General features: G+C 63.6%; 30 protein-coding genes and 1 pseudogene. 4 read left to right on the top strand and 27 right to left on the bottom strand.

What is annotated here, in order from left to right; all coding sequences use genetic code 11:
• Window positions 1-281: 281 nt before the first annotated feature.
• The 3 genes from ROZ37_RS15840 to ROZ37_RS15830 are packed head-to-tail and all read left to right on the top strand — an operon-like array spanning window position 282 to window position 3,468.
• The gene (locus tag ROZ37_RS15840; protein ID WP_312660751.1) at window positions 282-1,367 is read left to right on the top strand and encodes a nucleoid-associated protein; all 1,086 of its coding nucleotides are present in this window, start codon (window positions 282-284) and stop codon (window positions 1,365-1,367) included.
• A gap of 2 nt (window positions 1,368-1,369) precedes the next feature.
• Window positions 1,370-2,305, top strand: a complete 936-nt coding sequence (locus tag ROZ37_RS15835) for a hypothetical protein (RefSeq protein WP_312660749.1) — start codon at window positions 1,370-1,372, stop codon at window positions 2,303-2,305.
• Between the two features lie 2 nt (window positions 2,306-2,307).
• Window positions 2,308-3,468: a hypothetical protein gene (locus tag ROZ37_RS15830; protein ID WP_312660747.1), complete on the top strand. Its 1,161-nt coding sequence runs from the start codon at window positions 2,308-2,310 to the stop codon at window positions 3,466-3,468.
• A 419-nt stretch (window positions 3,469-3,887) separates the two neighbouring features.
• On the opposite strand, the gene ROZ37_RS15825 is transcribed toward ROZ37_RS15830, so the two are convergent.
• The 14 genes and pseudogenes from ROZ37_RS15825 to ROZ37_RS15760 all read right to left on the bottom strand — a co-directional run bounded on the left by ROZ37_RS15825 (window position 3,888) and on the right by ROZ37_RS15760 (window position 14,555).
• The gene (locus ROZ37_RS15825; RefSeq protein WP_312660745.1) at window positions 3,888-4,331 is read right to left on the bottom strand and encodes an H-NS histone family protein; all 444 of its coding nucleotides are present in this window, start codon (window positions 4,329-4,331) and stop codon (window positions 3,888-3,890) included.
• A 20-nt stretch (window positions 4,332-4,351) separates the two neighbouring features.
• Complete coding sequence (locus ROZ37_RS15820; RefSeq protein ID WP_312660744.1) at window positions 4,352-4,522, bottom strand: hypothetical protein; 171 nt, start codon at window positions 4,520-4,522, stop codon at window positions 4,352-4,354.
• Window positions 4,523-5,422: an EAL domain-containing protein gene (locus ROZ37_RS15815; RefSeq protein ID WP_312660742.1), complete on the bottom strand. Its 900-nt coding sequence runs from the start codon at window positions 5,420-5,422 to the stop codon at window positions 4,523-4,525.
• 430 nt (window positions 5,423-5,852) lie between these two features.
• Window positions 5,853-6,086 (bottom strand): hypothetical protein, encoded by a 234-nt coding sequence (locus tag ROZ37_RS15810; protein ID WP_312660740.1) that lies wholly within the window; start codon window positions 6,084-6,086, stop codon window positions 5,853-5,855.
• A 211-nt stretch (window positions 6,087-6,297) separates the two neighbouring features.
• Window positions 6,298-7,122: a hypothetical protein gene (locus ROZ37_RS15805; RefSeq protein WP_312660738.1), complete on the bottom strand. Its 825-nt coding sequence runs from the start codon at window positions 7,120-7,122 to the stop codon at window positions 6,298-6,300.
• Window positions 7,119-8,099, bottom strand: a complete 981-nt coding sequence (locus tag ROZ37_RS15800; RefSeq protein ID WP_312660736.1) for a helix-turn-helix domain-containing protein — start codon at window positions 8,097-8,099, stop codon at window positions 7,119-7,121. Before ROZ37_RS15800 ends, ROZ37_RS15805 begins: the two co-directional genes overlap by 4 nt.
• A 412-nt stretch (window positions 8,100-8,511) precedes the next feature.
• A pseudogene (locus ROZ37_RS15795) lies at window positions 8,512-9,097 on the bottom strand (RadC family protein).
• 486 nt (window positions 9,098-9,583) lie between these two features.
• On the bottom strand, window positions 9,584-10,228 hold the full coding sequence (locus ROZ37_RS15790; RefSeq protein WP_312660732.1) for a hypothetical protein: 645 nt from the start codon (window positions 10,226-10,228) through the stop codon (window positions 9,584-9,586).
• A gap of 14 nt (window positions 10,229-10,242) precedes the next feature.
• Complete coding sequence (locus ROZ37_RS15785) at window positions 10,243-11,154, bottom strand: transglycosylase SLT domain-containing protein (protein ID WP_312660730.1); 912 nt, start codon at window positions 11,152-11,154, stop codon at window positions 10,243-10,245.
• Between the two features lie 10 nt (window positions 11,155-11,164).
• Window positions 11,165-11,725, bottom strand: coding sequence for a hypothetical protein (locus tag ROZ37_RS15780; RefSeq protein ID WP_312660729.1), 561 nt, complete (start codon window positions 11,723-11,725; stop codon window positions 11,165-11,167).
• Between the two features lie 10 nt (window positions 11,726-11,735).
• Window positions 11,736-12,275, bottom strand: coding sequence for a PFL_4695 family integrating conjugative element protein (locus tag ROZ37_RS15775; RefSeq protein ID WP_312660728.1), 540 nt, complete (start codon window positions 12,273-12,275; stop codon window positions 11,736-11,738).
• 5 nt (window positions 12,276-12,280) lie between these two features.
• Window positions 12,281-13,309, bottom strand: coding sequence for a TIGR03756 family integrating conjugative element protein (locus ROZ37_RS15770; protein ID WP_312660726.1), 1,029 nt, complete (start codon window positions 13,307-13,309; stop codon window positions 12,281-12,283).
• Between the two features lie 11 nt (window positions 13,310-13,320).
• Window positions 13,321-13,740: a TIGR03757 family integrating conjugative element protein gene (locus ROZ37_RS15765; RefSeq protein ID WP_312660725.1), complete on the bottom strand. Its 420-nt coding sequence runs from the start codon at window positions 13,738-13,740 to the stop codon at window positions 13,321-13,323.
• Window positions 13,737-14,555, bottom strand: coding sequence for a DsbC family protein (locus ROZ37_RS15760; protein WP_312660724.1), 819 nt, complete (start codon window positions 14,553-14,555; stop codon window positions 13,737-13,739). The genes ROZ37_RS15765 and ROZ37_RS15760 overlap by 4 nt, the downstream gene beginning before the upstream one ends.
• A 32-nt stretch (window positions 14,556-14,587) precedes the next feature.
• Between ROZ37_RS15760 and ROZ37_RS15755 the strand changes: the two genes are divergently transcribed.
• Entirely contained in the window at window positions 14,588-14,896 is a 309-nt protein-coding gene (locus ROZ37_RS15755; protein ID WP_312660723.1) for a hypothetical protein, read from the top strand.
• A gap of 11 nt (window positions 14,897-14,907) precedes the next feature.
• On the opposite strand, the gene ROZ37_RS15750 is transcribed toward ROZ37_RS15755, so the two are convergent.
• The 13 genes from ROZ37_RS15750 to ROZ37_RS15690 all read right to left on the bottom strand — a co-directional run bounded on the left by ROZ37_RS15750 (window position 14,908) and on the right by ROZ37_RS15690 (window position 26,891).
• On the bottom strand, window positions 14,908-16,500 hold the full coding sequence (locus ROZ37_RS15750; RefSeq protein ID WP_312660721.1) for a conjugal transfer protein TraG N-terminal domain-containing protein: 1,593 nt from the start codon (window positions 16,498-16,500) through the stop codon (window positions 14,908-14,910).
• Window positions 16,501-16,512: 12 nt separating this feature from the next.
• Window positions 16,513-16,887 carry a hypothetical protein gene (locus ROZ37_RS15745; RefSeq protein ID WP_312660718.1) on the bottom strand — a complete coding sequence of 125 codons (375 nt, stop codon included), beginning with the start codon at window positions 16,885-16,887 and terminating at the stop codon, window positions 16,513-16,515.
• A complete protein-coding gene (locus ROZ37_RS15740) occupies window positions 16,884-18,203 on the bottom strand; it encodes an integrating conjugative element protein (protein ID WP_312660715.1) in 1,320 nt (439 codons plus the stop codon). The genes ROZ37_RS15745 and ROZ37_RS15740 overlap by 4 nt, the downstream gene beginning before the upstream one ends.
• Complete coding sequence (locus ROZ37_RS15735; RefSeq protein WP_312660712.1) at window positions 18,200-18,736, bottom strand: hypothetical protein; 537 nt, start codon at window positions 18,734-18,736, stop codon at window positions 18,200-18,202. The genes ROZ37_RS15740 and ROZ37_RS15735 overlap by 4 nt, the downstream gene beginning before the upstream one ends.
• Window positions 18,736-21,585, bottom strand: a complete 2,850-nt coding sequence (locus ROZ37_RS15730; protein WP_312660709.1) for a conjugative transfer ATPase — start codon at window positions 21,583-21,585, stop codon at window positions 18,736-18,738. Before ROZ37_RS15730 ends, ROZ37_RS15735 begins: the two co-directional genes overlap by 1 nt.
• A gap of 13 nt (window positions 21,586-21,598) precedes the next feature.
• Window positions 21,599-22,096, bottom strand: coding sequence for a TIGR03751 family conjugal transfer lipoprotein (locus tag ROZ37_RS15725; RefSeq protein ID WP_312660707.1), 498 nt, complete (start codon window positions 22,094-22,096; stop codon window positions 21,599-21,601).
• Window positions 22,083-23,537 carry a TIGR03752 family integrating conjugative element protein gene (locus tag ROZ37_RS15720; RefSeq protein WP_312660706.1) on the bottom strand — a complete coding sequence of 485 codons (1,455 nt, stop codon included), beginning with the start codon at window positions 23,535-23,537 and terminating at the stop codon, window positions 22,083-22,085. The genes ROZ37_RS15725 and ROZ37_RS15720 overlap by 14 nt, the downstream gene beginning before the upstream one ends.
• Before the next feature lie 8 nt (window positions 23,538-23,545).
• Complete coding sequence (locus tag ROZ37_RS15715) at window positions 23,546-24,439, bottom strand: TIGR03749 family integrating conjugative element protein (protein ID WP_312660819.1); 894 nt, start codon at window positions 24,437-24,439, stop codon at window positions 23,546-23,548.
• A 158-nt stretch (window positions 24,440-24,597) separates the two neighbouring features.
• The gene (locus ROZ37_RS15710; protein WP_312660705.1) at window positions 24,598-25,371 is read right to left on the bottom strand and encodes a PFL_4703 family integrating conjugative element protein; all 774 of its coding nucleotides are present in this window, start codon (window positions 25,369-25,371) and stop codon (window positions 24,598-24,600) included.
• Between the two features lie 15 nt (window positions 25,372-25,386).
• Entirely contained in the window at window positions 25,387-25,821 is a 435-nt protein-coding gene (locus ROZ37_RS15705) for a TIGR03750 family conjugal transfer protein (RefSeq protein ID WP_312660702.1), read from the bottom strand.
• 8 nt (window positions 25,822-25,829) lie between these two features.
• Entirely contained in the window at window positions 25,830-26,267 is a 438-nt protein-coding gene (locus ROZ37_RS15700) for a TIGR03745 family integrating conjugative element membrane protein (protein WP_312660700.1), read from the bottom strand.
• A gap of 81 nt (window positions 26,268-26,348) precedes the next feature.
• Complete coding sequence (locus tag ROZ37_RS15695; protein ID WP_312660698.1) at window positions 26,349-26,579, bottom strand: DUF3262 family protein; 231 nt, start codon at window positions 26,577-26,579, stop codon at window positions 26,349-26,351.
• 15 nt (window positions 26,580-26,594) lie between these two features.
• Window positions 26,595-26,891: an RAQPRD family integrative conjugative element protein gene (locus ROZ37_RS15690; RefSeq protein ID WP_312660696.1), complete on the bottom strand. Its 297-nt coding sequence runs from the start codon at window positions 26,889-26,891 to the stop codon at window positions 26,595-26,597.
• Window positions 26,892-26,908: the final 17 nt, after the last annotated feature.

Here is a 26,908-nt window from a genome sequence, read left to right as displayed (position 1 = left end):
AAGCCGTCGAGCGACCGTATTGCGGCGCGGCACAAGAGGGATGCTCTCGGCGACAAGGGGACTCCCCCTCTTCAGGACGAACAGCGAAAGAGCCGTTCGGCGCTCATACCTGCCGGATGACCTAGTTCGGCAGCTCGGCCATTGCCGTCGTTGGCTTGCTGTCGACAGTCAGGCGGCAACGGATTGCTCAACGGCCGTTCAACGGCAGCGGTCAGTCCGGCACTGACTTGCATGGCACACAGTGAATGCGCACAACGGGACTCCCGTGCAGGCTTTTCACAGTGAAGTTGGCTGAACATGATGTTACATTTAGGACCACAGCATTAGGTGGCTACCACAAGTCTGCCCAGGGGGAATCAATGCTAGATGTCAGTTCAGCAAAGGTCACGCACTGCGTGGTCCATCGAGTAGGAAATCGTCTGCGGGAAGAAGGGTGTGAATTCTCACAGCAGGAAGTGCGCGGGACTGCGGAATTGCGCGGCACGCTTCTTCGACACTATCTCACACCACTTGCAAAATCAGGCGAAGACTTTGAGTTCTATCACGAGTCTGATATCAGCCTGAATGCCGCAAAGCATTTCTCCGCGCGAATACTGGCTAACGAAGAAAATTTTGTGAACGTCAGCCAGAATATTGCGAAACACCTTTACTCGGCTTCGATGCATCCCAGCATTGCGGAGGGTGAGTTCATCGTAATTCTCTTTCAGGATGTGCGAATTGACGGCATACCACATGCGGCACTGGGGCTCTATAAGATTGAGCAACGTGAGAAATTCTTTGATATAGAAAAATCAGACGATTCGATAAATCTCATAGAACTCAATGGAATTCCAGTGACCAGTATTCAAAAAGGTGCTCTGATTGTCGGAGACGACGTTGGCGTCTTCGTCAAAGAATCAGGCAGTCAGCAAACAAAGTACTGGGCAGAGCTTTTTCTGAAAGCGAGGCCAAGACAAACCAGAAAATCAACTTCCAAATTGGCCGCAGAATTTGTTAAGCAAGTCTGTTCAAGGATTGATGTAGAGGCCGGAATGTCCTTGCGTCGAGATTTAGTTGACATTTTTTCCGCCAGTACAACGGTCAATTATCGAGATGTGGAAGAGGTTTCTGAGCGATATCTAGATCGCGATGAAGTGAGTAGATTGACGCAGCAACTTGAGGATCATTCGGGCTTTTCGGCATTATCAGGAAGCACACTCGATTCAGCGCTTCTCACTCGTCGAACCAGAAACGTGCTCCGCCAATACCCCCTAGGCGATGGAATTGGCTTAACTGTCGCCAATCCCAAGGCTCGCTTGGAAAACTGCTCAATAAGTAAGACGAAGAATGGATATCGGGCCATTATTGATATCGAGCTTGGAGAATAGGAATGGCAGGGGAGAAATCAAAAAGCTCCGGTGAAATCGGAGAGAGTATCGCTGCAGGGCTTTTGGATCGAATCGGGTGGAAAAAAAGCTTAAAGAACGTTCCCATAAAATGCAACACACCGACTCATAGGAATGAAAAGGGAAATCAAAGGACTAGTCACGGCGAGGATCAGATATTTCTGTACAACAATCCCTTTCATGACGTAAGAACGGATGTGGTACATGTCTCGGTCAAGAACAAGATTGGCTCCTATCCTGCATCTGAGTCTGCATTAAAGCGGGAATTCAAAGAGCATCTAGCCGAGCTTCACGAGGTGATCGAGTGTGCCCGTTATAGCGAAGAAGTTTCTCAAGCGACCAAGTCGTTCAAGGCGCGCAAAAAGGTCTCTCACTCCGGGCTCCTGATTTGGGTGCACAACGATGCAGAAGATATCGAGCGAGACATTAAGCCGATCTTGTCGAAAATCCGTTTGGAACAAGAATCGGACGTCCCCGTTTATTTGATCGACAGCGGGCGTGCGGGCTTCGTCATGAAGGTCATGGACGACATCGAGCGCCGCCAGAAAGATTGGGCGTTCTTCTTCCCAGTCATTGGCACGGTCACTACTGTGGACGAGGCAAGAACTGGCGCATTTCTGCCTCTTGAGATAATTGCTTCGGACGTTCTGCCCATTGTTATGTACGAGGGCGAGAAGACCGAAATGATCATTTATGCAAATCAGGCATTCAGTACGGATGCGTACACAAAATTGATAGCCTATGGACTGAGATTTTGTACAGGTCTGGTTGCAACCATAAGAATCGGTATGCCGGATTATAATCCCGCGACCGATAAGGCGGCTGCAGATCTGGCGAGATTGGCCTTTTCAGACCGTAATGAAACGATTGAGCCTTTCTCTTTCAATCGCTCTATCTTGGCCCTTCTGAATGAGGCTTAGTCATGACTAAAGCTCACGCCATTGATCTCAAGTCCAGCATTGTGTCGGGCTCAGACCTCCGAATTCTCTTGGGAAGCGATCACCTTAGCTACGGAGAAATATATGGGGCACTCAAAGAAAAGGGGGTATTTGTTGGAAACTCCGATAAGGCAATAACTGTTCCACTTCTTTCTGCAACGCTTTTAACTCCAGATAATTTTACAAGGTTGATTGAAAGCAGTGTCAGTCGCGAATCGCAGCCAAAGATTAAGGTAGCTGGCTTGGATTTGGTGGCAAAAGGGGTGGATTGGATTACTCCGCTGAAGAAGAGTCTCTTTGCTGAACCATTTGATATGCTAGGCGAGGCTTCGGGTGTGGATTTCGTTACAAGCCCAACCCTGGTTGTTGTCGATGCAGATAAAGTCACAATTCCATATCAGATTCAACGCCAAGATTTCAGCAAGGACTGGATTCAGCGAGAACTTAGCTTCGATGCGCAAGTGACGATTGAGCGTCAAGGGGGTGAGTTGAAGCTTGAGTTTACTTCAACTCATTCATCGAAGGAAACTGAAGTTGTCAATAAAAAGATCACATCGCGTATTGCAAAGGTGCTTTACGGTGAGAATCTCGTCAAGGGTGATGAACCGATTTCGGTGACCTTTGGATTCTTGAACAATGAAGAGCGTATTAGGTACTTCAAGCGACTGACTGCAGGGTATGGGGCTTGCGTACAGGCCGGCAGTGTAAATGATATAGACATTTGCCTGGACACCAACGGCCCCGCCTTGCCCGATGACCCTCAAATCGCTTGGATGAAACAAACTGTCCGGCGATTTAATGTGGATGGCGATAGGCTGAATGACATCTTTCTAATCAACGACGAGAAATACTATAAGCATTACTATATTCTCCGAATGGATGTGACGTTTCCATTCGTAGTCGGACCGAACGAAGGCGAATGCCGAGTTTCCTTCTCGTTTAGTGGATCGAGGTCGGTTAGTCCTAGTTCAGAGTTAGTATTTGAGGTTATGCGATGGGTGCACAAGAGCTCTCCAAATGCCGACGCAAAGAAAATTGTCTCTTCCGAGGTTCAGCATGCTCTTCGGTCGCTAATCGAGCAGAAACTCAACTTGGCGATTTCTGAGCGGGAGGAGGCGCAAGACAGTACTCCTGTCGGAGCTTAGATTCTGGACCGGCCTAGCTGTCAGCTGCCTTCCCTATAGCGGCCCACTTCGTCCGACAACCCTTAGTACCTTTACCAAGGCACATGACTGTGGACTGGCAGTATGAACCCCTGATCGAGCGGTATTCACACGGACTCAGCGGATACCGCAAGTTTGAGGAATCGGAGACTTGCCGTTCACTGGCGCTGAGTGTCGTGCGGCGGCGATCGGCATTACCGCCGCCGCTCAATCGCACAGTCTGGCCGACAACTCCGGCCGAGCAAGCCTCGTTCAGGCTCCGCTCTGGATGCGTGCTCAGCGCGGGAACCTGCCACTCGTTATACGACGAAGCGGCTTCGGGCGGCGGTCAGTGATGACCTGGTGCGCCGGGCCGATTGGGGTGCGGAATGTGCGGACGCTCCCCGACACCCCCAAGCGGCTCAGCTAGCCGCTACCTCTGCCGCCGGTTCCTGCACTACCGGCTGCGCTTCCGTCGCCTTCTTCATGCTCCGCTTTGCCATCTTTTGCGCTGCGATCTCCAGCGCGCTCAATGCACCCCCCTGCGCCAACCAAGCTTCGACCCACTGCGGCCGGCGTCCGCGTCCGGACCAAGCGAGATCGCGGTTGCTTGGGTGCTGATATTTGATTGGCAAAGGCTCTTTGCGCGTAACTGTCCCCTTGGGGGAAACCTTCCGAGCTTTCGCCGGAGCCGGAGTGGCGTTTCCGAGCACGTCGTCAAGGGACAGGCCGCTTTCCTTCGCGAGCTTCGTCAGCTTTTTCAGAAGATCGGATTTGGTCACGGACTCGCGCTTGGCGATCTCCTTCTCGATCAGGGCGGTGAGTTGTTTGAGCTGGGGGAGGGTGTAGACGGAGAGGTCGGTCATGCTTGTCGGCTGATTTCCGTTTATTGGCAGTCGATCGCATTGTATAGCGACCAAAGGGCATGCCCGGCTAGTTCGAGACCGACTTGGAGCAGATGGCTGCGTCGATGACCGCGCATGTCATCTCCTCCGGCATTGCGAGGCCGCGTGGGAATGACGGCGCGCAGCGCCAGCTTGTCGGTCGACATGTCCATTCAGACCCGCTCCTGCCCAACGATCGCGTGCTGTCGGGGCGCGAGAAACGCGTCGTGAAACAGGGCCGGTGGCAGACCTTTACCAACCAGGTAGCCCTGAACCACGTCGCACCCCATGACGCGCAGGAGTTCGTGTTGAGCTTCCGTCTCGACGCCTTCCACAATGACGGTCAGATCCAGCTCATGCGCGAGCGAAATGATGTTTCGCACGATGGTCGCATTGGCGGCGTCGGCGAGGTCGACGACGAAGCTTCGGTCGATCTTCAGGATGCGGATCGGCATGCGTTTGAGGTAGCTGAGCGACGAGTAGCCGGTGCCGAAGTCGTCAATTGCCAGCCGTACACCGAGCCGAGCGAGGCGGGCGAGACTCTCCCGCGCCCGGTCATGGGCGTGCATGCAGATGCTTTCGGTGATCTCGACGACCAGGTCATCCGGCCGGAGGTCGAATCGTTTGAGCGTGTGGGCAACGGTGTCGGCGATGTCGTGTCGGCGTAGTTGCTCGACCGAGAAGTTGACCGCGACCCGCAGATCATGGCCGGCGGCGCGCCACGCGTGAAGCTGCGCACAAGCAGTCTCGAGCGCCCATTGCCCAATGCGGCCGATCAGTCCCACGTGTTCCGCTGCGGGTATGAAGGTGTCGGGGCCGATCATGCCACGCTGCGGGTGCCGCCAGCGGATCAGTGCCTCGGCCGCCACCGTGTGACCGGTGCCTGTGTCGATCTCGGGTTGGTAGTGAAGGACGAACTCCTGATGCTCGAGGGCGCGTCTGAGGTCTCGCCCGATGTAAAGGTGCGAGCGAATCGTAGCGTCGGTGGCCTGATGGACCCCACGCCCGCGCCGGGCGCTGCGTCGTCGATTCCACCGATGCGAGGATTCCGGGGGATTGTGTGTCGTGTGCATGGTTTCTCTCCGTGTCTCGGTTGCCGGTGGCCCAGAGTGTCTCGGCCGTGGTTTTCGGCTTTTCGACGTGTCACAGCCGGGCGCGGGGCGCGGAGGCTGGGGACACCGATCGCGTAAGCGGAGCGAGGCTAGGCGCGCAACGCCTGGACACTGCGCCGGCATGTGCCGGCTGCGAGGGATCTGACGAGACGAGGCAACCCGCATGGGCGGGTCGCTCAGACAACAGCGTAGGGAAGGCAAGGCGCGGCGCTGCTTCGAACGGTGATCGAAGGAGCGTCGCTGAGCGAGGGGATCGAGCGCAGAAATTGTCGAGGGGACGGATTTACGATAGTGCGTCGGTCGAGTATTCGCAAGGCATTGTCACAGCGTGTCGGTTGCGCGGGTGGTGTCGAGCGTTCCGAGCTCACTCGCCCGGAACGCTGCTTTCCTTTCAGAACGGTGGCTCGTCATCGGTGATAGCTGCGGTGGTGCGTAGCAAGAGATGCTCGCGGAACCAACGCTGGTAGTTGGCGAGCTCGTTTGCGAGGTAAGCGGAGCCAGGAAAGACGAGCAGCAGCTCCTGGTAATGCGCGATGCGTTCGCGAAAACGGTCCTCCCATTGGGCGAATGGAAGGTAGGCTTGGGGATCCTGTCCCGGCCTGTCGGCGGGTTCGTCGTGCCACATAGGGCGATCTCCTCGTGGGTAAGTGCTGGACGGGAGAACGCGCGATCCGCGAACCGGGACGTGGGTTATCCCGGACGGAGAAATTGAATGCAACTTGGAAGAAGAACCCCGGGCGGATGCCGTACCTGTTTCAGGGGCTGACAGGTTGCGCGGCCGCGATGAGCCGCCGCTTTAGAGTGTTTTTGTATTCTGGTTCACGCCAGGTTGGCATTCAAGGAACAAGCAAGGTCTTTGGGGGAGGGCGGTCGTCCGTCGAAGCCGTGCCGTTCATGCGCTCTTGCACTGCGCGGAACATGCTGGCCTTGCGCGCCTCCACCACCGCCTGCCGCCCTCGCTCATCGGTCGCGCGCTGCGCCTCACGCGCCGCTGCCCGGGTTTCCCGTTCGGCGAGGTGGGCGCGGAGGCACTGGAGGTTGTGGATCGCGGTCTCGCGGCCATCCTTGGGAACGTGGGCGAGCAGCTTCGCGTCGTCGCCGCCGATGAGCGCCGCGACCACCGCATCGCTCTCCGCTGGCGCGGGCAGCAGGGGCTGGATGGCCGCGTGTGTGAGCCGGCCTGCCTCGACTGCTGCCGCGAGGGCCGCCGCGCGCTGCCGCGGGTCGCGGCCAAGCGACGCCCACCACCGGCACGGCTCCTTAGCCTCGCGCGCCTTACGCACCAGACGCTCGTAGGTCTGGCAGAACGCCATGCGTGCCGCCACCTTGTCGCGAGCATCGAGGAGCGGTTTGGCCACCGCCAGTGCCTGGACGATCTCGTCGGTCCACACCACGGTCGCCGCTTCGTCGTCCGCGGAAAGCCCGGTCGCCCACGCCTCCTCCGCGCCAGGGCGGCTATCGAGCTCCGCGACGCGCTCGAGCACGGCCGATAGCGTCAGGCGGCCCTTCAGCTCCTTGCGGCAGCGGTCCAAGGCGTGCAGCACGTCGGCCTCCGGGTAGGCGGACAGGTCCGCATCCATGGCCTTCAGCGCCACTGTCGAAAGCTCGACCCCGGTCAGTTCGGCCGTCACGGCGATGGCCTTCAGCGTGTTCGCGCTCACAGCGACTCTCCTCTCTCGGCCAGCACCTCGGCGAGTGCGGCCATGGTAGTGCCGGTTCTGTCGGACTGGCGGGCCTTGCCGGCGGTCATGACCCTTCCCGTCACCCACTCGGTGTGCAGCTTCTCGGCGTCGCTCAGCAGGCAGCCCAAGTCGTGCATGCGCCCGACGTAGTAGCTCCCGGGGTGCTGCACGAACCACGCGGCAACCAGGGGCGATTCCTCGTAGCCGATGCGCTGCACGAACTGCTTCACCTGCGAGCTGACTTTCTGGTTACGCACCGGGGCGGCACCGTAACGGTTTGCATAGGCTTGGCGGTAGGCTGCCCAGGTCGCCCGGCAGGCGGCCTGCAGCGCCGTCTCGCCGGGAGGGGCCTGGGCCTGGTGGGGGGCTGGCGCCTTGGCGACAGCAAGGGGGAGTTCCGGCTCTGCAGGCGCCGCCGTCCCCCTGACGGTTAACTGGTGGTTCACTGGTGGTTCACTGGTGGTTTGGCTCCCACCGGTGGGAGGCGTCTCGGGACACCCATGGGAGCCCTCTCCTCCCATGGGTGGGAGCCGTACCCTCCCATGGGTGGGAGGGGTGACATCGGCGGGAGGGGTGACGTCGGTGGGAGGGGTGACATCGACGGGAGGGGTGACGTCGGTGGGAGGGGTGACATCGACGGGAGCCGTCTTTCGGGCTGCGGCTTCGTCCGCAAGCGTCTTAAGTTTCACGACGTTGAGCTGGTACTGCTTTGTGGTGCCGGGCGCGCCACCATTGGCATTCCCGACTACCTTGAGGTATCCGGTTTCTTCAAAGGCGTGGATGATCCGACGAGCCTGCTTTTCCGAAACGCGGATCTTTTCCGCAACAGCCTTCATCGACGGGTGGAGACTTCCGCCCTCGTCGTTGCACCAGTCCGCGAGAGCGAGCATTGCCAGCATCTCGCTTCCGGACGCAGGAAATCCTTCCCATACGAGCGACATGACCTTGATGCTCATGACGACGCTACCTCACGGGTAGGTCGAGGCGCATGGCGGCACCTCTTTGTTCATGTGGCAGGGGAATTTCTTTGTCATGCGAGTTCTGACCGACGCCGATCAAGTCGTCGATTCGGCGCCGGGGACATGCTGCCCGAAATTCATTCATGTGCTTCCTCGCTGGCGTTCGTGGTCCGGATGATCAATGCATGCCATGCCGCGGCTGATGGCAGTTGCATCAGCCGCGGGGCGGGGAATCGGGACGAGTCGAGGTCAGAGCGGCGAGAAGCGCCGGTTGACGAGCAAGGGATTGAGCGAGTGTCGCGCGAAGCGAGAGAGCGAGGGCGTCCCCGCCTGGTCTCGAGAGACGGCAGGGTGCCGTCGAGACAAAACAAAAATAGCGGCCAAATCGCGGTTTGGCAAGACCGCAGTACTACAGGAGTCCCCGCTGGGCAAAGGATACGTCCACAGCGCCGGCGATGACGAAGTGGTCGAGCACCTTCACGTCGACCATGGCGAGTTTCCTTCAGTTGCCGGGTCAAGCACTCGTCGGCGATCGAAGGCTCACACGGGCCCGACGGGTGTTGGTGCGAGAAGATCACTGCGGCCGCACGAAGCTCGAGCGCTCGGCGCACGATTTCGCGCGGATAGACGCTGGTCTGCGTCAAGGTGCCACGGAAGGCTTCCTCCGCGTGGAGGAGGCGATTGCGGGCGTCCAGGTACAACACGACGAAGATCTCATAGGGGCGACCCATGAAGAAGGTGCGGAGAAACGCGCGCACGGTCTCGGGGGCATCGAGCGCATCGCGCTCCGCCAAGTCTTCGCTCAAGCCTCGCTGCAGGATCTCCAGTGCATTCGCGAGGGCGTGCCAGGGCTCCGTGCGCGGGTCCCGCGCGATCTCGAGAACCTTGGCCCAGGAGCCGCAACGCTCCCACACGTCTTCGGCCTCTTGGCCGAAGAAGCGCTCCAACAGTGCTGCGTCAGACAATGTAGTCGAATGGAAGTGGAACATCGGCATCTCCTTGGACAGACATGGAGAGCCGTGTCCGCGTGGGGGAAGGACTCCCCACGGGAAAAAATGAAACTGAACAGAACCCCGGGCTCGAAAGCCGTTCCGGTGTCAGGGGCTAACCGGATTCAATAGAGCCGCGAACGGCCCTGCAGCTGCACTTATCCTAGGCGCAGTTGGTCATGCTCGCAATCGCCCGATTCGATGCTCGCAACCCGATCGATTATGGATGCGAGGGGGCCGTGAGGCGAGCCTGGTTTCGAACGCGTCTCAAACGTATCCCCGCCCGTTACATCCCGTGCAAAGCTGGAACTCGGATATGGATTCCATGCGTCGGCCGCCGCAGGCGCGGCAAGGCTCGTCGTCGTACGCGCGGCGTTCACGGCCACTGCCGCCGCAGCTGCGGCAAGGGCGTTCGACCTGGGCGCGAACTTCGCGGGCGCCGCGGCAATGTGGGCAAGGACGTTCGTCGCCGAGCATCGGCGTTCCAGGGGGCTAGAAGGTGTTGTTGAGGCTTTTGAGCACCTGGTCCGGCAAATCGCGCCAGCCGGTCGGATCGTCGGTGGTCACACAGTACTGGCCGGTGACACGGGTGCCGGATCCGTCGCGGGCGAGGTCGAGCCGCAGCTTGTACTGGCGCCGGCCGTTGGCCACGTCGGGCGAATACACCACCTGTTCGAGGCGGTAGAGGGCGCCGGGTGCGGACTCATGAAGATAACCCGCGATGTAAAGTCCCGCCTCGCCGGTACCTGATTGAAGCTTGGCTTGGTTCGGGGTAACGAAGCTATACCGGTTCATTACTTGCGCATAAGTTGAATCGACGTCGCGTACGGAGCGTTTAGAAAATGGATGGCATTCCACGTTCTTGCGCCAGTTCCGATAGATCTTCTTGCCGAGCGTATCGTCGGGCGAGTCGAGATTCGTCAGGGTCGGTGCGCTCTGGTTGGGCTGCTGGCGCATCCGCGCCCGCGTCTCGTCGGCATCGCGTTTGGCTTGCTCCTCGCAGGCCTTGCGATCGGCCGCGCCCATGCACTTGGCGCCGAAGATCAGGCCGTCGAGCACGTCCGCGCGGGCGGGCTGCAGGGATGCCGCCAGAAGGAGGGCGACCAAATATGGCGTCCGTTTCATCATCGCCTCCATGGAAGTCGTCAGATCTACATCATGATGAGCAGCACGATCCATGTCAGAACAATAGCGCGACCGATGTCGACTGCAAGATCGCGTCTTGTATCAAGTCCCTCCGACAGGCCGCGCCACTTGGCGACAACGACCCATGCGATCCAGGTAACGAGGGCCATTGCCGCGATTCCGACCAGCAGCTGCCGAACCTGGCCCATGTGGTAGCCGGTGGCGCCGAAGAAGCCCTGGGCGGCAGAGGTGCGGCCGAAGCTGCTGTCCTTGAGCAGGGTGGCAGAGCCTGTCGCGACGGACGTCCTTAAGGGGGCAGGGGTAGGGACATAGCCGCCGGACGAAACCCCCGAAGGGGTGCCTGCGAGGACCTCGGCGTAGCTCGGGGGCGCGAAGTTCAGCGTATAGCCTGCAAACTGCTCCAGGTAGGAGACGAGCGTGGTGCCGTTGCCGTCGGCCGGATCCGTCGTTCCTCCGGATTTCAGCCATTCCCCGACGGTGCCGGCGCCTACGAGGTGTGCCGCGGCGACGAGACCCGACGCGGTGATCGGGATGCCGGTGATCGTTGTCCCAAGGTAGCTTTCAGCACCATAGACCTTCGTGAGGGTGTTCCATGTCTGGCGATGGTAAGCGGTCACCGCTTGGACCTGAGCGTCGGGATTCGCGAGGAGGTCAGCCAGCGAGCTGACGCCGTACTTGCCGGTGAAGGCGCCTGTCCAGTCGTTGGTCTTCGGTGTGCCGTCGCCCGAGTAGAGGCCCACGTCCTGCAGAGCGGCCTCGCTGAACTGGAAGAGGCCGACGTGACCGAACTGGTTGGTGACCCGCGGGTTCATCGTGCTCTCCCGCTGCCCCACGGCCTTGAGGAAATCGGTGTATGTCACGCCGGCCCAGACGAGGCCGGTCAGCAGAAACAGGACGAAAGCGAGACGGGCGCTCATGCCAGACCTCCTATTGGCTTGGGCACGGAGTCCCGTCGGGCCTGATGGAGCGCGCGTACCGGTACTCACCGTTCGCGGCGACGCGCCATACCCCTTGGCACAACCCACGGCCGCCTACGCTCAGGTTGCGCCACCCGAGGGACGTTGTTGGTAGCACGCGGTAGGCGGCCGCCGCGACGTCGAGGCGCCGGCTCCAGCGCCCGTCGATGCGCCTGGCGAACAGCCAGATGCTGCAGCCCGTCATCCCCGACGTGCAGGAATTGCCGGCGACAACGAAGACCTCCGAGACGCCGTCGCCGTTCAGGTCTTCAAGTTTCACCTCGGGGTGCGTCGCCGTTTCGCAGCCCGGAAGGCTGCTCTCGACGATGCCGTCGCGTAGGGCGAGAGGCGTGAGGGCGGCGATCTCGCGCCGGTCCGTTTGAGACAATTCGCCAGGCGGCACGGTGGCGAAGAGCGCGGCTGCGAGGGCTCCGAGATCGCCATGCGACGGATCCGTGGCGGGCGATGCGCCCGAGTAGGCGAGGGCAAGTGCGATCGCAAGCCGATGGGCGCGGATGCTTCTCTGGCTCATCACGTGCCTCCTACTGGGAAATCGTCCCATCGGCGCCGATGAGGACGGGCCAAACGTGGATTCCGGCCGCTTCGAGGAGCGCATCGGGCGACATGGGCGTCATGTGCAGGTCGACCAGGCCCCGCAGACGCAAAAAGTCCTCCGGGCTGCGCACCGACGCGGCGATTCCCTGGGCGCCCATTCGATGCAATGCGTCCGCGTTGCGTTGCAGCCAGTCGACGGAGGCCGCATCGTCGCCGACGATGAAGATGGGTTGTCCCGGCCCGCCCGGCAACTTGCTTGGCATCGGGTTCTGCAGAAGGCGGCCGGGCCCCCCGCGGGCTGAGACGACCGGGAAGAGCTGCGGAGGCAGTGGTTGCGCTGGTGGCTGGCGGACCGGCTCGGGGGCCCCCTCGTCGGTGTCGTCGGCGAACGGCTCGAAGTAAGGCGCAAGTGGTACGCCACCGGCGTCGTGGATGACGGTGGGCGGCCGGCTGGCAAGGGGGGGCGCCGACCAGGACGGTGCAACGATGAAGACGGCCAGCAGGGGCACGAAACGGACAGGACTCATCGCATTCACCACAAGCCGAACTGGATGTTGCCGAGGAAGATCTGGCCACGCACCCGGCAGCAGGCGTAGGGACGCCAGAGTGTGTAGGCATAGCTGCCGGAATGGGTGGTCATGGCGTCGCCGTAGGAGGCCGGCCTCGCGGTGTCATTGAGTCCGAAGATGTGGCAGGGAGTGGGGACCGCGACGTTCATCTGCCACAGGCCGCCCATGGGATCGTTTTCGTGCGCCGGCGGTGGATCCCATACGAGCTGACCCCGCCGCCGCCGAATGCCGCCCGAGGTGACGTAGGCGTAGACGTGCGGTTGCGTCGGCCGGGTGATGAAATCGGCGATGCGCTGCGACAGGACCGCGGCGGCCTTGACCTCGTGTTGCTGGACGACCTCACCGTTACGCGGATAGACGTTGCCCCAGGTATTGAGCGGCGGGGTGCCGACCTCGCGCATTCCCGGCACCCAGGAGGCCGGTAGGAGGAGCTCCGCCGGTAGGTAGGAACGCCACACGGCCGCGTCGAGTTTCGACTGGTAGTAGGGGACGAAGGGAATGACGGCCGAGGGGCAGGTCGCGAGGTCGGGCAGCCCGGCCGCGGGATGGCCGATGGCATCGGCGTCGCGGAAGCGCCGCTGCTTGTCGGTGCGATCGGCCTGCGAGTGCGTGCCGGCGCTGTCGGCCAGGTCGACGCCGAGCAGTGTCTCGAGGAGCCCTCGGCTTGCCGCCGAGATCGGGATGCCGATTTCCGGCCACGGGTGGGTGGGCACATCGTGATAGGTGCTCACCACCAGATCGGGGGCGAAATGGCTGACGCGGGTGGATGTGCGGATGGAGCATCCGACCGGTGTGCACCGCAGCCAGAAGCAGATCCCCGAAACATGCCATGCGCTGCAGGCCGGGTAGCTCGCGACAGCCTGGGCGAGGAGGGCAGCGGTGGTGGTGGACTCCACCGCCTCGGCTATGGGGTTGCAGCTGACGACGCAGGCGGCCACGAGCGCGCGCAGACGCGGCGCCTTGGCTGACCGGGTGCCGGAACACGCGCGCATGCCGCCTTCCCCTACCGGCCGCCCCGGGCACGCCACGTCCGGTAGATGGCGCGGGCCTGATCCACGTTCTCGACGCCATAAACGATGGCCGCTCCGTCGAATACGATTGCCGGGCTCTTGGTAAGCCGGTACTGCATGGCCGCGGTCAGGCCCTGTGCGCTGGCCCCGAGCGCCTGGCGGTCGGTGTCGGTGAGCGCCTCGAAGCGGCGCCTCGCGACCGCTTCGGCCTGGATTGGGTCGGAGGGCAGCCCGGCGGACAGGGCGGTAGTCATTCGCTCCATGCCATCCACGTGATACACCGTTGCCGTCCCCGTTCCGCGAAGCAGTTGCGTGCTGAGCTGGAAGACTTCGACCCGCTCCTGGGCCAGGACGGACGGAAGGGCGGTGGCGCAGGTCAGAGAGGCGGCCAACCGGCGTATTGTCGCGTTCATCTGCCTGCTTCCTCGGCAGCGCGCGTCAGGGCTTCTTCGAGCTCGGGGCCGGAGATCGCTCCGACTACCCGGCGCCCGTCGTCCAGTACGAGGGTAGGTGTATTGCGTATTCCATGGCTACGTCCGAACTCGACGATCCGCCGGACATGGTCCATGGCGGGCTCGCAGTGAGGCTCGATTTGCCGTGGCACAGGGGCACCTTCCATGTAGGCCCGCCATTGATCGGCCGGGTGATCGCTGCCGCACCAGGTGCCCACGGCCGCGGGAATCGAGTCGGAGGAGACGACAGGGTAGGTGAACGTGTAGATCGTGACGTCGTCGAGAGCGGTGAGCGACGACTGCAGCGACCGGCACGCGGGGCAAGCCGGATCCTCGAACACAGCGAGCCGCCTCGAGCCGTTCCCGCGCACGGTCTTGATCGCCATGTCGATCGGCAGTTCGGCGAAGGGGATCGCAGTGAGCGCCTCGAGCCTCGCCTGAGTGAGGTCGCGGCGCTCAACCATGTCCACCAGGCGACCTTCCACAAAGGCATAGCGACCAGTCGCGTCCACATAGAACACGTCCATCCCGTTGACGACCTCGTAGATGCCGGAAACCGGCGTGGAAGCCACCGAGACGGGCCGGACCTGCCTGGCAGTGTTATGCATGATGGCGTCCTTGATGTCGTCGGCTGCCTTCGACGAATCGGCCGTGGCGATGCCGACGGAGAACGGCAGGATGCAGATGCTTGCCACCACCTGCCTTACAGCGCGGTACACCGTCGAGGTGTACCTACCGGGTCGTACGGCGTATTTTTCAATATGGGTTATTGGCATTGGTACTTTCCTCACGGGCGTAGGAGGCACGTATGAAGCCGATTGCGAACCTAATCCGCGCGACGTTCGTTGGCGCGTTTGCTCTCTTGGCAGGGACGGCGAAACTGTTGGCTTTCTTCCTGACGACTGGGCGTGACGACGATGTGGAGAACCATGAACGTGGCGCTGACGCGTTCGGACGTAACGCCATCGCACCGTTCGATTACGGACCTCTTGGTGGCCTGGACATCGCCGAGGGGGGTTACACGGGTTATACGGTGCATGGTCGCGAACCGATTTCTGTCGGTCGGAACGGGGAGAGAGTCGGCGCATTCTCCGGCGACCCGATCGTCCATTTCTGATCTTGGCGCCATCATCCTCGACCTCGCCGGAGTGTGTTCCCGACGCCACCGACGAAACGAGTGGCGATATTGGTCCCGGATTGCCCAGCGGCCATGCCCGCTGTGATTGCACTGTGTTTCATGGCGTCGATGCCGTGGACCACGTGCAGGCTCGCCCACCCCATCATCCCGCTCCAGATCAGGGGTAGCCCGAGGTAAAGGCCGATCAGGAGCGTATTTAAGGTGCTGCGCTTAAGCGCCGTGTCGAACTCAAGGTGCAGGACGTTGAACAGCAGATGCCCGGCGTCCGGGTACATTGCGACCCACAGGTGTTCGTCGATCCACATCGCGATGTACCAGAGGACCGGCCACAGCTTGACGGTGAAGATGGCGAGCGCACCCAGGAACATGATCTGAACGCTGTAGCGCCCGAAGACCAGGATCAGGGGCATGAACATGTAGATGCCCATGAGGATCAGGGGCTGGGCCAGGGTCGCGAACTGGATGATCGGAAAGCGGGACGCCTGGGCGTGAAGCGCCTTGTTCACCATTCCGGCCATTCCGGCGACGTCGGGTCCGGCTCCGAGGAGGGCGTGGTACCAACTGCGGTTGTCGTCGGGGAGCATCGTTTCGGGTGCAATCGCAGGGTTCGACCGTCCCATGGCGAGCCTTGCCAAACCATCTTCGCGCTTCTCGCCGGCCACCGAGCTGAAAACCAGTGCCACCTTCTCGGTCAGCGACGTGGGTGCCGCCGCGAGATTGCCGATACCTTTGATCAGCTTGGCGCGCACCCCGAGCGCGGGGTCTGCCCACCATTCGTGACAGGTGGGGCGTCCATAGTCCGGGACGGCGGAGTTGGCGTCCATGTCGGCATCCTGGCGGGCCACGTCCAGGGCGAAGCCCGGCACGCCGGACCGCGCATGCAGGGCCGGGTAGAGGTTCGGGTCGGTCTGAAAGGCGTGGCTTCCCATCCAGTCGGGATCGCCGTCGCCGTAGGCCTCCAGTGCGGCTGCTGCGGACGGGGACGGTGGAGCTTCGAGGTAACGGGACCGTGCCGGCAGGTAGCATTCGTTGTAGAAGCGCTGCACCTCCGCGCGAAGGGTCGGATCTTCCACTGCGGCGGAACGGGCGAACTCCTCTACCTCCCGGAGCCCGCTCAAACCGCCGGAGATGCCGCCACGCACCGCATCGTTGAACCCGCCTGACAGGCTCATGACGGCAAACCACCAGGGCGGCAGCTCGAGGTGTTGCGGCACCGAGCTGAAGGCATCGTCGTAGGTGCTGTCCGAATTCGTTCCGGTTGCAGTGGCGGGGGTCGGATTGAGTGCGGTTGTTGCCGGGGTGTGGTGGAGCTTGACGTTCTCGAGGCTGGTGCCGACCGGCGTGAAGCAGAAGGCCATGACGAAGATGGCGGTCCAGAACTCGACCTCCATCTTCCGGACCATCCAGGCCGCATCGGCGCCCTCGACCGCGTTCATTTCGTGAGCGCGCAACCAGGTGCCGATGATGATGAAGAGGAAGGGGAGGAAGATGATGCCGGTGTCCACGAGGATGTCGCGAAAGACACCCGCGAACGCCCAGCCGTACATGGTGGTGAAGAGCTCCAGGTAACTGTCGACGCTCACGGCGGGTTCCTCCTACATGCGACCGAACGGAATGCCGAGCACCACGAAGAGCTCGATGAAGAGCAGACCGATGCAGACCCGATGGCGCGCGCCGAGGAACGCCCGGCGAGCCTCGTCGGGCCATCGGGCCGGCAAGTGGTGGCCGAGCCACGGCCAAGCGAGCCACAGGGCGCCGATCGCGAGAAGGTGCACGCCGACCAGATACGGCTTGATCCGCCCCACGACCTGGTGCAGGACGTCCAGATCGTCGCGGAATCCGAGTGCGACCATCGCTACCACGACGAAGGCGGCGAGCGCGATGATCGCAAGGACGGTGGCCAGGGCGGAGCGGGCGAGCGGCCGGGTGATGAGGCGCCGACGTCCTGACTGAAACGGGTGAACGGTCATTTCTTCACCCGCCCGCCGATCATGGGTTGCTGGTCGACCGGCTGCTGCACGGCGTTTCCGGCCGAAGCAGCGCGCGCCGCCTGATAACTGTCCAAAAGGACCGTCGCCGTCTCGGAGATGACGCGCTTTCGAACGTTGGCCTCGTAGAGCACATCGTCGATGTGGCGGTTCAGCTCCGCGAGCTTGGATTCGATCTGAGTATTCGCAGTCTTGTACACCTCCGGGATCATTCGTCCCGTCAGGAGCAGGTTCCGGATGATCAGTGCCTTGTCGACGGTCCTCGCCAGCGCTAAGTCCTGGACGAGGCGCTGGCGCGCAATGCCTTGCTCGATGGCAGGGAGCTCGCGAATGGCGTCGACGAGCTTACGGGTTACGACGACCCCAGGGGCGGAGGCCGCCGCCAGATCCGTCCCGCGTGGCACGACGTTGGCAAATACGGCGTCGATTTGCCCTTGCACAACCGGGATTTCAAGCTCGAATTTCTGTATCAGGCCAAGGCCGGTTTTCGACTGCGGGACCGGACAGCCATTCTCCTTGCAGGTAGTGACCTCGACATCGCCAAGTACGTCCGTTCCGTACGTGGCGGCGCTTCCCGGAGAGGGGAAGGTGCCGGTCAATTTGACAGCGGGATAGGTGGCGGACGATGTCTTGGGCGCCTGGCCCATTGTGACGTTGAAACCTCCGAATACCGTGTCATATACGATCCGGACCGGTTCCTGGTCGACTCCCCCGGCCTTTCCTCCTCCCACCCAAGTGATGCCGTCATTCCCTGCACTGACGCCCACACTGTCCTTCGCCGCTACCACATCCCTGGTGACGGTCGCCTGCTGCTTCCAGGCCTCGCCCCTGGCCATGCGTATGAAATCCTCGTAGGGATCCTCGCCGGCTTTGATCTGGGCCTCCATCTCCTCGCAGCTCTTGGTGGCGATCTGGATCGCCACCTCGGCCTTCTTGGCGTAGGTCTGAAAGAGCTCATACAGCCCGGGCGATGCACGCTGGAACAAGTACAGGGGAAGCGCCGTGATGCCTGCCTTGACGCCATTGGTGACTTGGGTCCCAAGCGCCGCGAACTGGTTCATCAAGGTCTGAAAGGACAACCCGAAGTCGTAGGCCCCGCATGAGTAGTGAAGGCGTGCCACCCCCGACAGGGCGAGCTTGTAGGGCACGCCGCGGGGGTTTGCTGCACGCGAGGCGGGATCGCCGCCTCCCAGCCGGTAATAGAGGCTGGAGCCGGTGCTGGGGATGTCGGCGGCCGGGAGGACCGTCGCGGTGAGGCCAAGGAGGACGGCGGCGGTGATGTTGCGCATCGTCTTCATGGGTTTTCCCGCGAGGACTTGATGGCGCGGCCCGCGAGTTCGGCGGCCGTGCCCGAGCATTGGCCGTTGAGGATCTGGTCGACGTCGACGGGGTGGCGTCCCAGATGACGCACGAACGGCGTAGCGTCCGCGGTGCTGGCGACCATGAGCGGTAGCGTGGCGGCGGCCCAGGCCAGCCACTGGAACAGGCGCCCGCCCAGATGCTGGCGGGCCTTGTCGAGGCCGGCCACGAGGACCAGAGGCCGCCCGAAGAGCACGGTGCTGAGGTCGTCGTCGAGGTCGTCGCCGCCCACCTCGAGGCCGACGATGACGCCGGAAACGACCCCTCGGCCGCTTGCCAGGAGGTGGATGTAGGCCACGTCGTCCGGCTCCGTGATCGCCTTGGCGCGGGCCCACAGGGCAAACGCGTCGTCGGGCAGGTACTCCAGGAAGAGCAGCCGGTGATGCCCGCGGGCTTCGGCTGTGATGCGGTCGAGCTGCGCGCTCAGGGCGAGGTCGCCGGCAAGGGGTACGCGAGGATCCGGGGCGTCCATCACGCGGCCCTCTTCGTCGCGATCTCGCGGGAAATCGCATAGGCCGCCTCGAGCTCCGTGCAGCCGGTGGTCTTCATGATGTCAAGGCGCCAGGCCTTCTCATGCTTCTCCGTCATCGCGAGCGCGATGGCGAGCGGCGGAGGCACGTTCCTGAACAGGGCCTGCATCTGCGGATTGAGGATCACGCCCTCCGTGTACTTCGGCGGCTCCTTGCGGGCGGACTCCATCAGTGCGCGCTGCTCGGGAGTCAAGGTGCGGAAGCGGGCGACCTGTTCGATCTCGTCCCGATCCATGGTGAGCAGCACCCAGTGCTCGCACATGTTCAGGATGCGAGAGGCCGAGGCCGGGAAGTCCTGCATGTTCTGGGTGCCGAGCCAGTACCATGCCCCGAGCTTCCGCCACATCTTGGTGATCTTGACCGAGTAGACGTTCAGCAGGTCGTTGGCGGTGATAATGTGCCCCTCGTCAGTGAGGTTGATGATGGGGCGATGGTCATACTGGGTCGCCTCGGCTAGCGCCTGGACGTGGGTGATCAGGGACGTATAGGCGACCGCGAGAGCATCCTCGTAGCCCTCCTGCGCCAGCGTGCCCATCTCGACGATCGTGACGTCCGCATCCGGCCAGGTCGCGCCGTACCGGTCGAAGAGCCGTCCGCGCAGGCCTTCGCAGAACACCATCATCGCCTGGCCCATCTCCTCGGCCCGGTCGCGCCGCGCGGGGCCCAGCTCCTCGTCGCTACGCATGGCCATGAGGGCGTGGGCGACGTCCTGCACGCGCGGATGCGGCTGGCCGCGGTCGCGGCCCTCGCGCGCGGCGGCCAGGATTCCGCGAGCGATCAGGTAGCGGTCCGCGCGGCTCATCCTGCGCATCTCGCGTTCCTCTCCGCCGGTAATCATCAGCGTGGCGGCGATCACCATCTCGCCCAGGATGTCGCGCTTGCCAGGGTCGGCAGATTCGTCATCGTCGTCTGGTGCCGTGGGGACTTCAGCTGCCTCCGATTCCGGGAGCTCGTCTTCATCCGGCGTCCCGAAGGTCTCGTCGAAGGCCTGGATGCCGTCCTGATCGAAGAGACGCGGGGCCATGGCGAAGGGCGGCAGGCTGACCTCCGTATCGGGGGTGAGCTCGACCTGATTGACGGTGAGTCCATGGCGGCGCATGTGCTCGCCCAAAAGGCCGAAGGACTTCCCCGCGTCGATGATGAAGAAGCGAGGTCGATAGATCGCCATCATCTGCATTGCGAGATAGCACAGCGTGGCGGACTTGCCGGCGCCGGTCGGGCCGAGGGTCAGGAGGTGGGCGTTCTTGTTGCGATCGCGGGGATTCAAGGGGTCGAACAGGAGGGGCTCTCCGCCGCGGTTCCACAGCCAGAAGCCGGGGTTACCCGTGCCGCGGGCGCGCCCATAGAGGGGAAGCAGGGCCGCGATCTGGGAGGCGAAGGTGAGGCGCGAGCGGCGCAGGTGGCGGGCGTCGAAGCGGGGATCGAAGCACATCGGCAGCGCGCGCAGGAACACGTCGCAGCCCTGCAGCTCATCCACCGGCTGGATGAACCTGAGCCCCGACGTGTGCAGCGCGGCGGTGAGATCCGCCACCGTGCGCCCCAGCTGTGAAGTGTCCTCGCCCCGCACGAACAGGGTGAGGTACATGGGGTAAAGCTTGTCGGTGCGCATGTTGTCGAGGACGGCCACCGCTTCGTCATAGGTGTGGGCGGCTTCGAGGGTGTTTGCGCGCGAAGCGCTCTTGATGGCTTCGACGTGACCCGTCATCGTGTCCTGCGGGCAGATCACGATGGTCGCCGAGAGCATCGTGCCGTCGGGAAAGCGGTCGAAGCGCGCGAAGAGCTTGCCGGCGTGGTCGCGCTCGGCGGTGAAGTGGCCGATCTCGGGGAGCTTGCGCATCGACTGCAGCGCCAGCGCCCGTACGGGCCGGCCGTCAAAAAACCACAGACCGGCTTCGGGATCCGACTTGGGCGCGGCGAGGAAGAGCAGTTCGCCAAGATCGAGGTAGTCCGGCGCCTCGTCGGGTCGGGGGTACGGACACAGCCGGAGGAGCTCGCCCACGGTTTCGGCGAAGTCGGGCATCGGATTGAAGAACGGCAGCAGCCATGCGTAGAAGTCCGCGGCCTTCATCGGCCGGGCGTGGATGCCGGTCTGCGCCAGGCCGGCCACGAGCCCGCGCGCCGCCTGCTGCAGCGTCTCTGCGGGGTCGAGGAGGTCCCGGGAGAAATCAAAGCCCGGCGGGAAACGACGGTAGATGGCGCAACGCACGCGACGGATCTGGCCGCGCCATCGGTTGCCCGACACCCCCTCATCGAAGAAGAGGCCCTCGGACCGGGCCACGAGCGACAGATGCTCAGCCATCTCGGCGAGGAAGTGGCGCGTGAACTCGCTCGCGAGAATCTCCCGCGCCCGCTCCGGGGCCTTGGCATGCACCGCGATGATGTAGTCGCGTATGCGCTCGATCTGCCACGAGAGATCCGTGTCGTCGTTGCAGAAGAACTGGATCACCCACGGCGCCTCGTCATACTCGGGCAGGGCCTGAAGCGCCGCCTGAATCTCGGCGCAGCGTGCCTTGAGGTACTGATCGGCGCAAGCCTCGCTCGGCATCGGATCGAGTTCGTAGAGCAGGCCGCGCGAGGCGCCGTCCTCGAGGAGGAAGGTGCCGGTCTTCTCGTCGAAGTCCCGCCAGGGCAGCAGGTCGGTGATGCTGGGTGGGCGGGAGGCGAGCCGCCGGCGCTCCCGGACCGGGAGTGGTTTCCTCCGCACGGCCGACTCGCGGCGCGAGGCCTCGGCGTGATCAGGGGCGGCCCCGGCGTTTGACGCGAGTCCCAACATGCGAATGAATCCGAGCATGGCGATCGCTCCGTCAGGGTTGGGCAACCCGGCTGGCGGCGGGATTGCGCGCCGGGGGGACGCTAGCGGTGGGCGTGGACGCGGGAGTGGATCGGTGGTCCGGCCGCAGCGCGCCCGCCTCGCCGGGGAGCAGGTACTCGACCCGCTCGTACATCGGAAACGCCGTCACGTAGCCGGGCGCCGGGTACTTCCCGCGGGACAGGTGGGGAAATACGATCATGATGAGATCCGGGTTGGGGAGCCGGGCGAAGCGGCGCTCGAGCTGGAGCATCGCCGGCTCCAGGACGGGGCCGGGCAGGACTTCGGTGGCGGGCCGCAGCGGGAGGGCTTCGCGGGCACGCATGCCCTGGTTCTCGGAGGTCCGCTTGCGGTAGATCTCCTCGACGGTCGGCCCATCGTCCGGCAAGGGCGACTTGCGGGGCCCGGCAACGCTGCAGGCGCCGAGCGCGACGACCGCCACCGTGGCGGCCGCAAGGAGTCGCGCGATTCGGGAAGAATCAGTCCAGTCCATGGTAGCTGCCTCGCAGATGGGAAGTCGTGGTTGCCGGCGCGTCGAGTCGCCCGTAGTCGATGCGCCGCGCGTCGGGCGCCTTGTCAATCTGGATCTCGGCGTCGATGTGCACGTCCACCTCGCCCCCAGCACGTACGACGACCGCATCGAAACTGTCGGCGAGCCGGCGCATCAGCCAGTTCGTCACCTCGTCGGTGCCGGCGCTCGCCATCTGCCCGAGGATGTAGGTGCCCTTGCTCCCCGTGACCCGGCTGGAGCTTGTCCCGAAGACGTTCTCCGTGGTGGTCGTCTGGGCTGCGGCCGCTGCCTGGCCGGCGATGGAGAGGCTCCGCAGGCCGATGGTGTCTGCGAGGACGGCCGGGGCGTTGGTGACGAACTGCCCGGGGACGCAAGGGTTGCCGTGGCGGTCGGAGATCCAGCCGAGCTTCGGCGCCGCGGCGAGCGAAGGTTTGCCGCCGGCCGACCCGCCGGTCGCGCCGTATAGCGGGGTCGTCCCGTCGCGGCGTCGGCTGACCGTCTGGATGCTTCCGTCGTTGAAGACGAAGGTCATGGACTGGATAAGGCCCTCGGCGCACGCGAGCGTCATGTCCCCGATGGCGATGCCCGACACCACGATACCGGCGAGGTTGCGGGGAAGGTAATGACCGTTGGCGGCCAAGTTCTCGGGTCCCAGCAGAAGCTTGAACTGCATCGGGTCGGTCACCTTGCCGTCTACCGGTACCCGGCCGATGATCGCGGTCATGTTGGCGACACCTGTCAGGGTCGCGTTCTCCGGGATCGTGTAGAACGGCGTGGCGGCAGGGGACACCGTTCGAGCCTCGGCCCGCGTCGTCCGGCTGGCGGGCGGCGCCGCTTCGGCGAGGATGACTTTGCGCACGACGCCTTGCCTTCCGTCCGTGCCCTTACCCATCTCGTAGCCCAGCGGCAGGACGCGGGTTGGCGCGGTGGTGCCCTCCATCACTGGCGCATCCGGTTTCGCCTTATCGAAGCCAAAGCCCGCAGGGAGGTTCGCCGCGCCGATTGCTGATCCGATCAGACCGCCCGACGACTGCGGGTCGGCCGCGGCGGCCCGCTGCTGCTTGAGAGCGTCCATCTCGGCTGCCATCTCGGTGCGCAGCTCGCGGCGAAGCTGCTCGCGGATGCGGTCCTCGCTGAGCTGGTGGCGATCGTTCTGCTCCTGCAGGCGGCGGTTCTCGCCGATTAGGGACCGCATCTGGTCGTTCAGCTCGGTGTAGCCCGCGACCACGGTCTTGAGAGTTTCCTGCGGCGTGTCGGCGTCGGCTCCCTTGGCAGTGGGCGGCAAGGGGGCTTCTGGCACCTTGGTCAGCGACGGTCCTGGCTGGACGCCCGGTGTCTCGCTCTGCTTGTAGAGGATGTAGCCCGTCACGGTGAGGGCAATCACGGCGAGGACGGGGACGAGCCTGTTCTGGGCGATCTGCATGGGGCCTCCTAGCGCCACAGCGGCACGGCCGCGAAGGGCCGATCGGAGACGAGGTACACGGCGGTCGTGTCGGCCTCGGAGCCATGGGGCGAGAGACGCCAATGCTGGGCCGTCGCCGCGATCCACTGCCCGCGTAGCCACCGCATGTCCAGCTTGAGGTCAACGGCGCGCGCGGTCCGGTTCGTGAGGCGTACCGCCGTCACGTGCAGAGAGCCGCTCGACCAGGCCCCCAGAGGCGCAGTCTCGATCTCTCCACCCCGGTAGAGGCCGACCACGGGCGACTGATCGACCGGGTCCTGGTGCACGCCCGGCAGGGTGGGGAGCAAGCGGGCCGGCGCATACAGCATCTGGGCGGCATAGCGCGTGAGCTGGATCATGTCGACCGCCGGCTCGTCGTTCCGCCGATTTTCGGCGCGCTCGTCGTCTTCTGCGGCAGCATCGCCCGGCAGATGGACGCGCAGCATCGGCGGCACCCGGACAGCTTCGTGCGACTCGATATCGAGCGGAACCGTCGTGCTGCCGTCGACTGCCTGGGCATACAGGCGGGTGCGTGGGAAGGGTGCGTTCGCCGTCAGATACGTCGTGTCCTCGATGATCTGGACCTCGAGCAAGCCCTGCAGGGCGGCTGGCACATCCATCAAGGCGACGAACGGGAACTGCACCAGGCGCTCCCGCCCCGGGCTCAGGAGCAAGTGGACGGGGAGGCGCTCGAAGAGCACATGTTGCGTACGGCCGCCATCGGCCTGGCGATCGTCGGGGCGGGCGGGGGGGGGGGATGCCGCCTGCGTGTTGGGGGGCGATGGAGGATGAGCGGACTTCCCGGCGGCTGGGCCGCTGGACGGGGGCGAGAAGACCGGAGCGGGCGAGGGGACCGGTTGCGGGGGGAGAGCGCCGAGATCCATGGTCGTCGTGGCAGCGGGATGCCAGCTTGGTGCCGCCGTCGGTCCCGCAGCATCCGGCGAAAGACTGGCCGGTGATGGTGCCTTGGATTCGGGCTGCTGCGCTGAGGCGGAGGCAAGAACGCCGAGGCACATGAGCGCGGCGGCGATGCGAGTGGCGATCATGGCGACTCCTCCTTGGTGTCCGGGACCGGCAGCGGCACGGCTCGCGGCAGATCCGAACCTGGATCGACGGCGGACCGCGCGGCGGACGGGGGTAGCGGCGTGGTCGGCGCCGGCTGGGGGGCGATTGGCGCCTCTAGCGCCTGCGGGTCGATCCGTTCGGGATAACGGCCGGCAAAGCAATTGAGGGCGAGACCCCAGGGGTTGCGCTCACGGTCCACGTCGTAGCGCACGACGTGCAGGGGATAGCGGATGAAGGTGTCCTTCACGGGCATTCCTCTGGAGGTCTCGAGAATCTGGGCATCGAGGAGCACGGTCCATCCCCCGTTGCCGTGCGCCGTCACCCGGTTCGCGGTATAGCCGTAGCCGGGAATCTCCAGGAGGGCGCGAGTGCGCTGGATCAGCTCGGCATCGCCGGCCTTGGTGCTGACGTCCTTGAGGAGCTGCTCCCGGCAGGAGGGCGTCAGGTAGTTCTGTAGCGCGTAGATCTGCGCGACGTAGTCCTTGGAGCCATCCTTGGCCCAGCGGTTGACCTGCTGCCAGATGAGATACCCGAAGGCATAGACGTTCGGAGGCGGAACCGCCGGCGTTCGACCCGTCTGAATGGTGGCTCCGTGCGAGAGGTCCGGCGGAACATGCACGGTGAAGGTCGTCTGCCTCACAAACCGGTCGGCCACCGCGATCAGCACGATGACGAGCGCAACGAGGATGGCCCAAGATTGGAGGCGAATCGTTGCGCGGGCGTTTGCAAGATTGTCGGTGTAGGCGGGCATGGCAATGCTCCGGAGTCAGCACAACGGCTTCCGGCGTTTCGCCACCCGAGAGCGCTCGAGTGTGCGGCCGAGCTCCCAAGCGCCCTCATGCGTGACGAAATGGGAGCGGATGAGATGGAGGCGCGCCCCGCGACGCATGAACAACTGCACGTAATAGTGATCGGGGCGATTGCGCTTCATCGTGGCCAGGTACCCGGCTGCCAGCCAGACCGTGGCGATGGGACCGGTGGCGATGATGAGGACAGCCACCGGGAAGTGCTGCAGGGCGAGGCCTACTACACTGCCCACCGGGAGCCACAGCAGGAAGGCCAGTCCGATGGTCCACTTCGATTCGGTGTACGAGAGCCCTTTGATGATCGCGGGCTCAGCGTTCACACGATTCGGCAGCGGCGTTTGGCCTGATCCGACGGAGATCTCCGGCTGCGGCGCCGGGACGTTGGAGGAGTCCATGACCATCCCTAGGTGATGATGACGGCCGCCTCGTTGAGGAGGTAGACCATGAGCACCAACACGACGGCACCGACGACGGCCAGCACGCCCAAGTCGCCGAGCTCCGCGCGACCGATGCGGTATTCATTGAACTTCGCGATGCCGCCCGCGGCGACCGCGATGAAGCCGAGCGTGGCGATGATGAGCCCGAGGACGATCAGGCCGTTCTTGAAGTACTCCTTGCCGATCGCGATGTAGTCCCCGGAAGCGGCACCTTCTGCGGCGACGGCCGTCGGTAGCTCGGCCAGGGCTGGCTCGACGATGAAGGCCGAGGCGAGGACGGCGAAGCCCAGCAAGATAGTGCGGGCGGCATGATTGGGCCGGTGCTCCAGACAAGGCGCCGGTGCTTGTATCATGTGACCATCCGCGGCGTTTGCTGCGCTCGAAGGTTGGATGAGGAGCTTCATGGTTTCCTCCGTGTGGTGGTAAGGCGCCGTTTCGTGGAACGCCGACAGGCGTGCGGCCCGGCCTGCCAGGGTGGCCGCGAGCTAGGTGAGCACATAGATAAGCAGCAGGACGATGATCAGCACGCGCAGCTTGTAGAACAGGAGCATCGGTAGGCGGCGCGGGTCGTCGAGGCCTTCGATCCCGAGTCTGCGCACCATGTCGGCGGCCCAGAGGACGACCAGAGCGCCGACGAGCAGGGCGAAAAACAGCGCGATGTAGCCGGGCTGGTAGCCGGCGGCGGCAGCGAAGGCGGCGGACTGTTGGGGCGACATGTCAGTGCCTCGTACTCAACGCCGGTAATCGCCCTTCAGCGGTTCGATCGGACGGGGATGACGCGGCGCGTCGAGGTGATCCGCAATACCGGCGCGGATGAGATCGAGGTCGCGGGCGAGGTTGTCGTACTGAAAACGGATGCGGGCGATGGAGGGCGCGTCCGCCTTTGCTGCGCGAACCTCGGAGGCGAGCAGCGCGAGCTCGTGCTCGAGGCGCGCGAGGTTTTCGCGCTCGCGGTCGGCGTCGGCCGCCACCGGCAAGGCGGCAGCGGCGACAAGGGCGGCGATGGTGGAGCGGAGCGGCAATGACATGACGGACTCCTCGGTTG

This window comes from Aromatoleum sp. (genome assembly GCF_032027225.1).
GTDB lineage: Bacteria > Pseudomonadota > Gammaproteobacteria > Burkholderiales > Rhodocyclaceae > Aromatoleum.
Note: the sequence above shows the minus strand (reverse complement) of the source record. Positions and strands in the feature narration are given on the sequence as shown.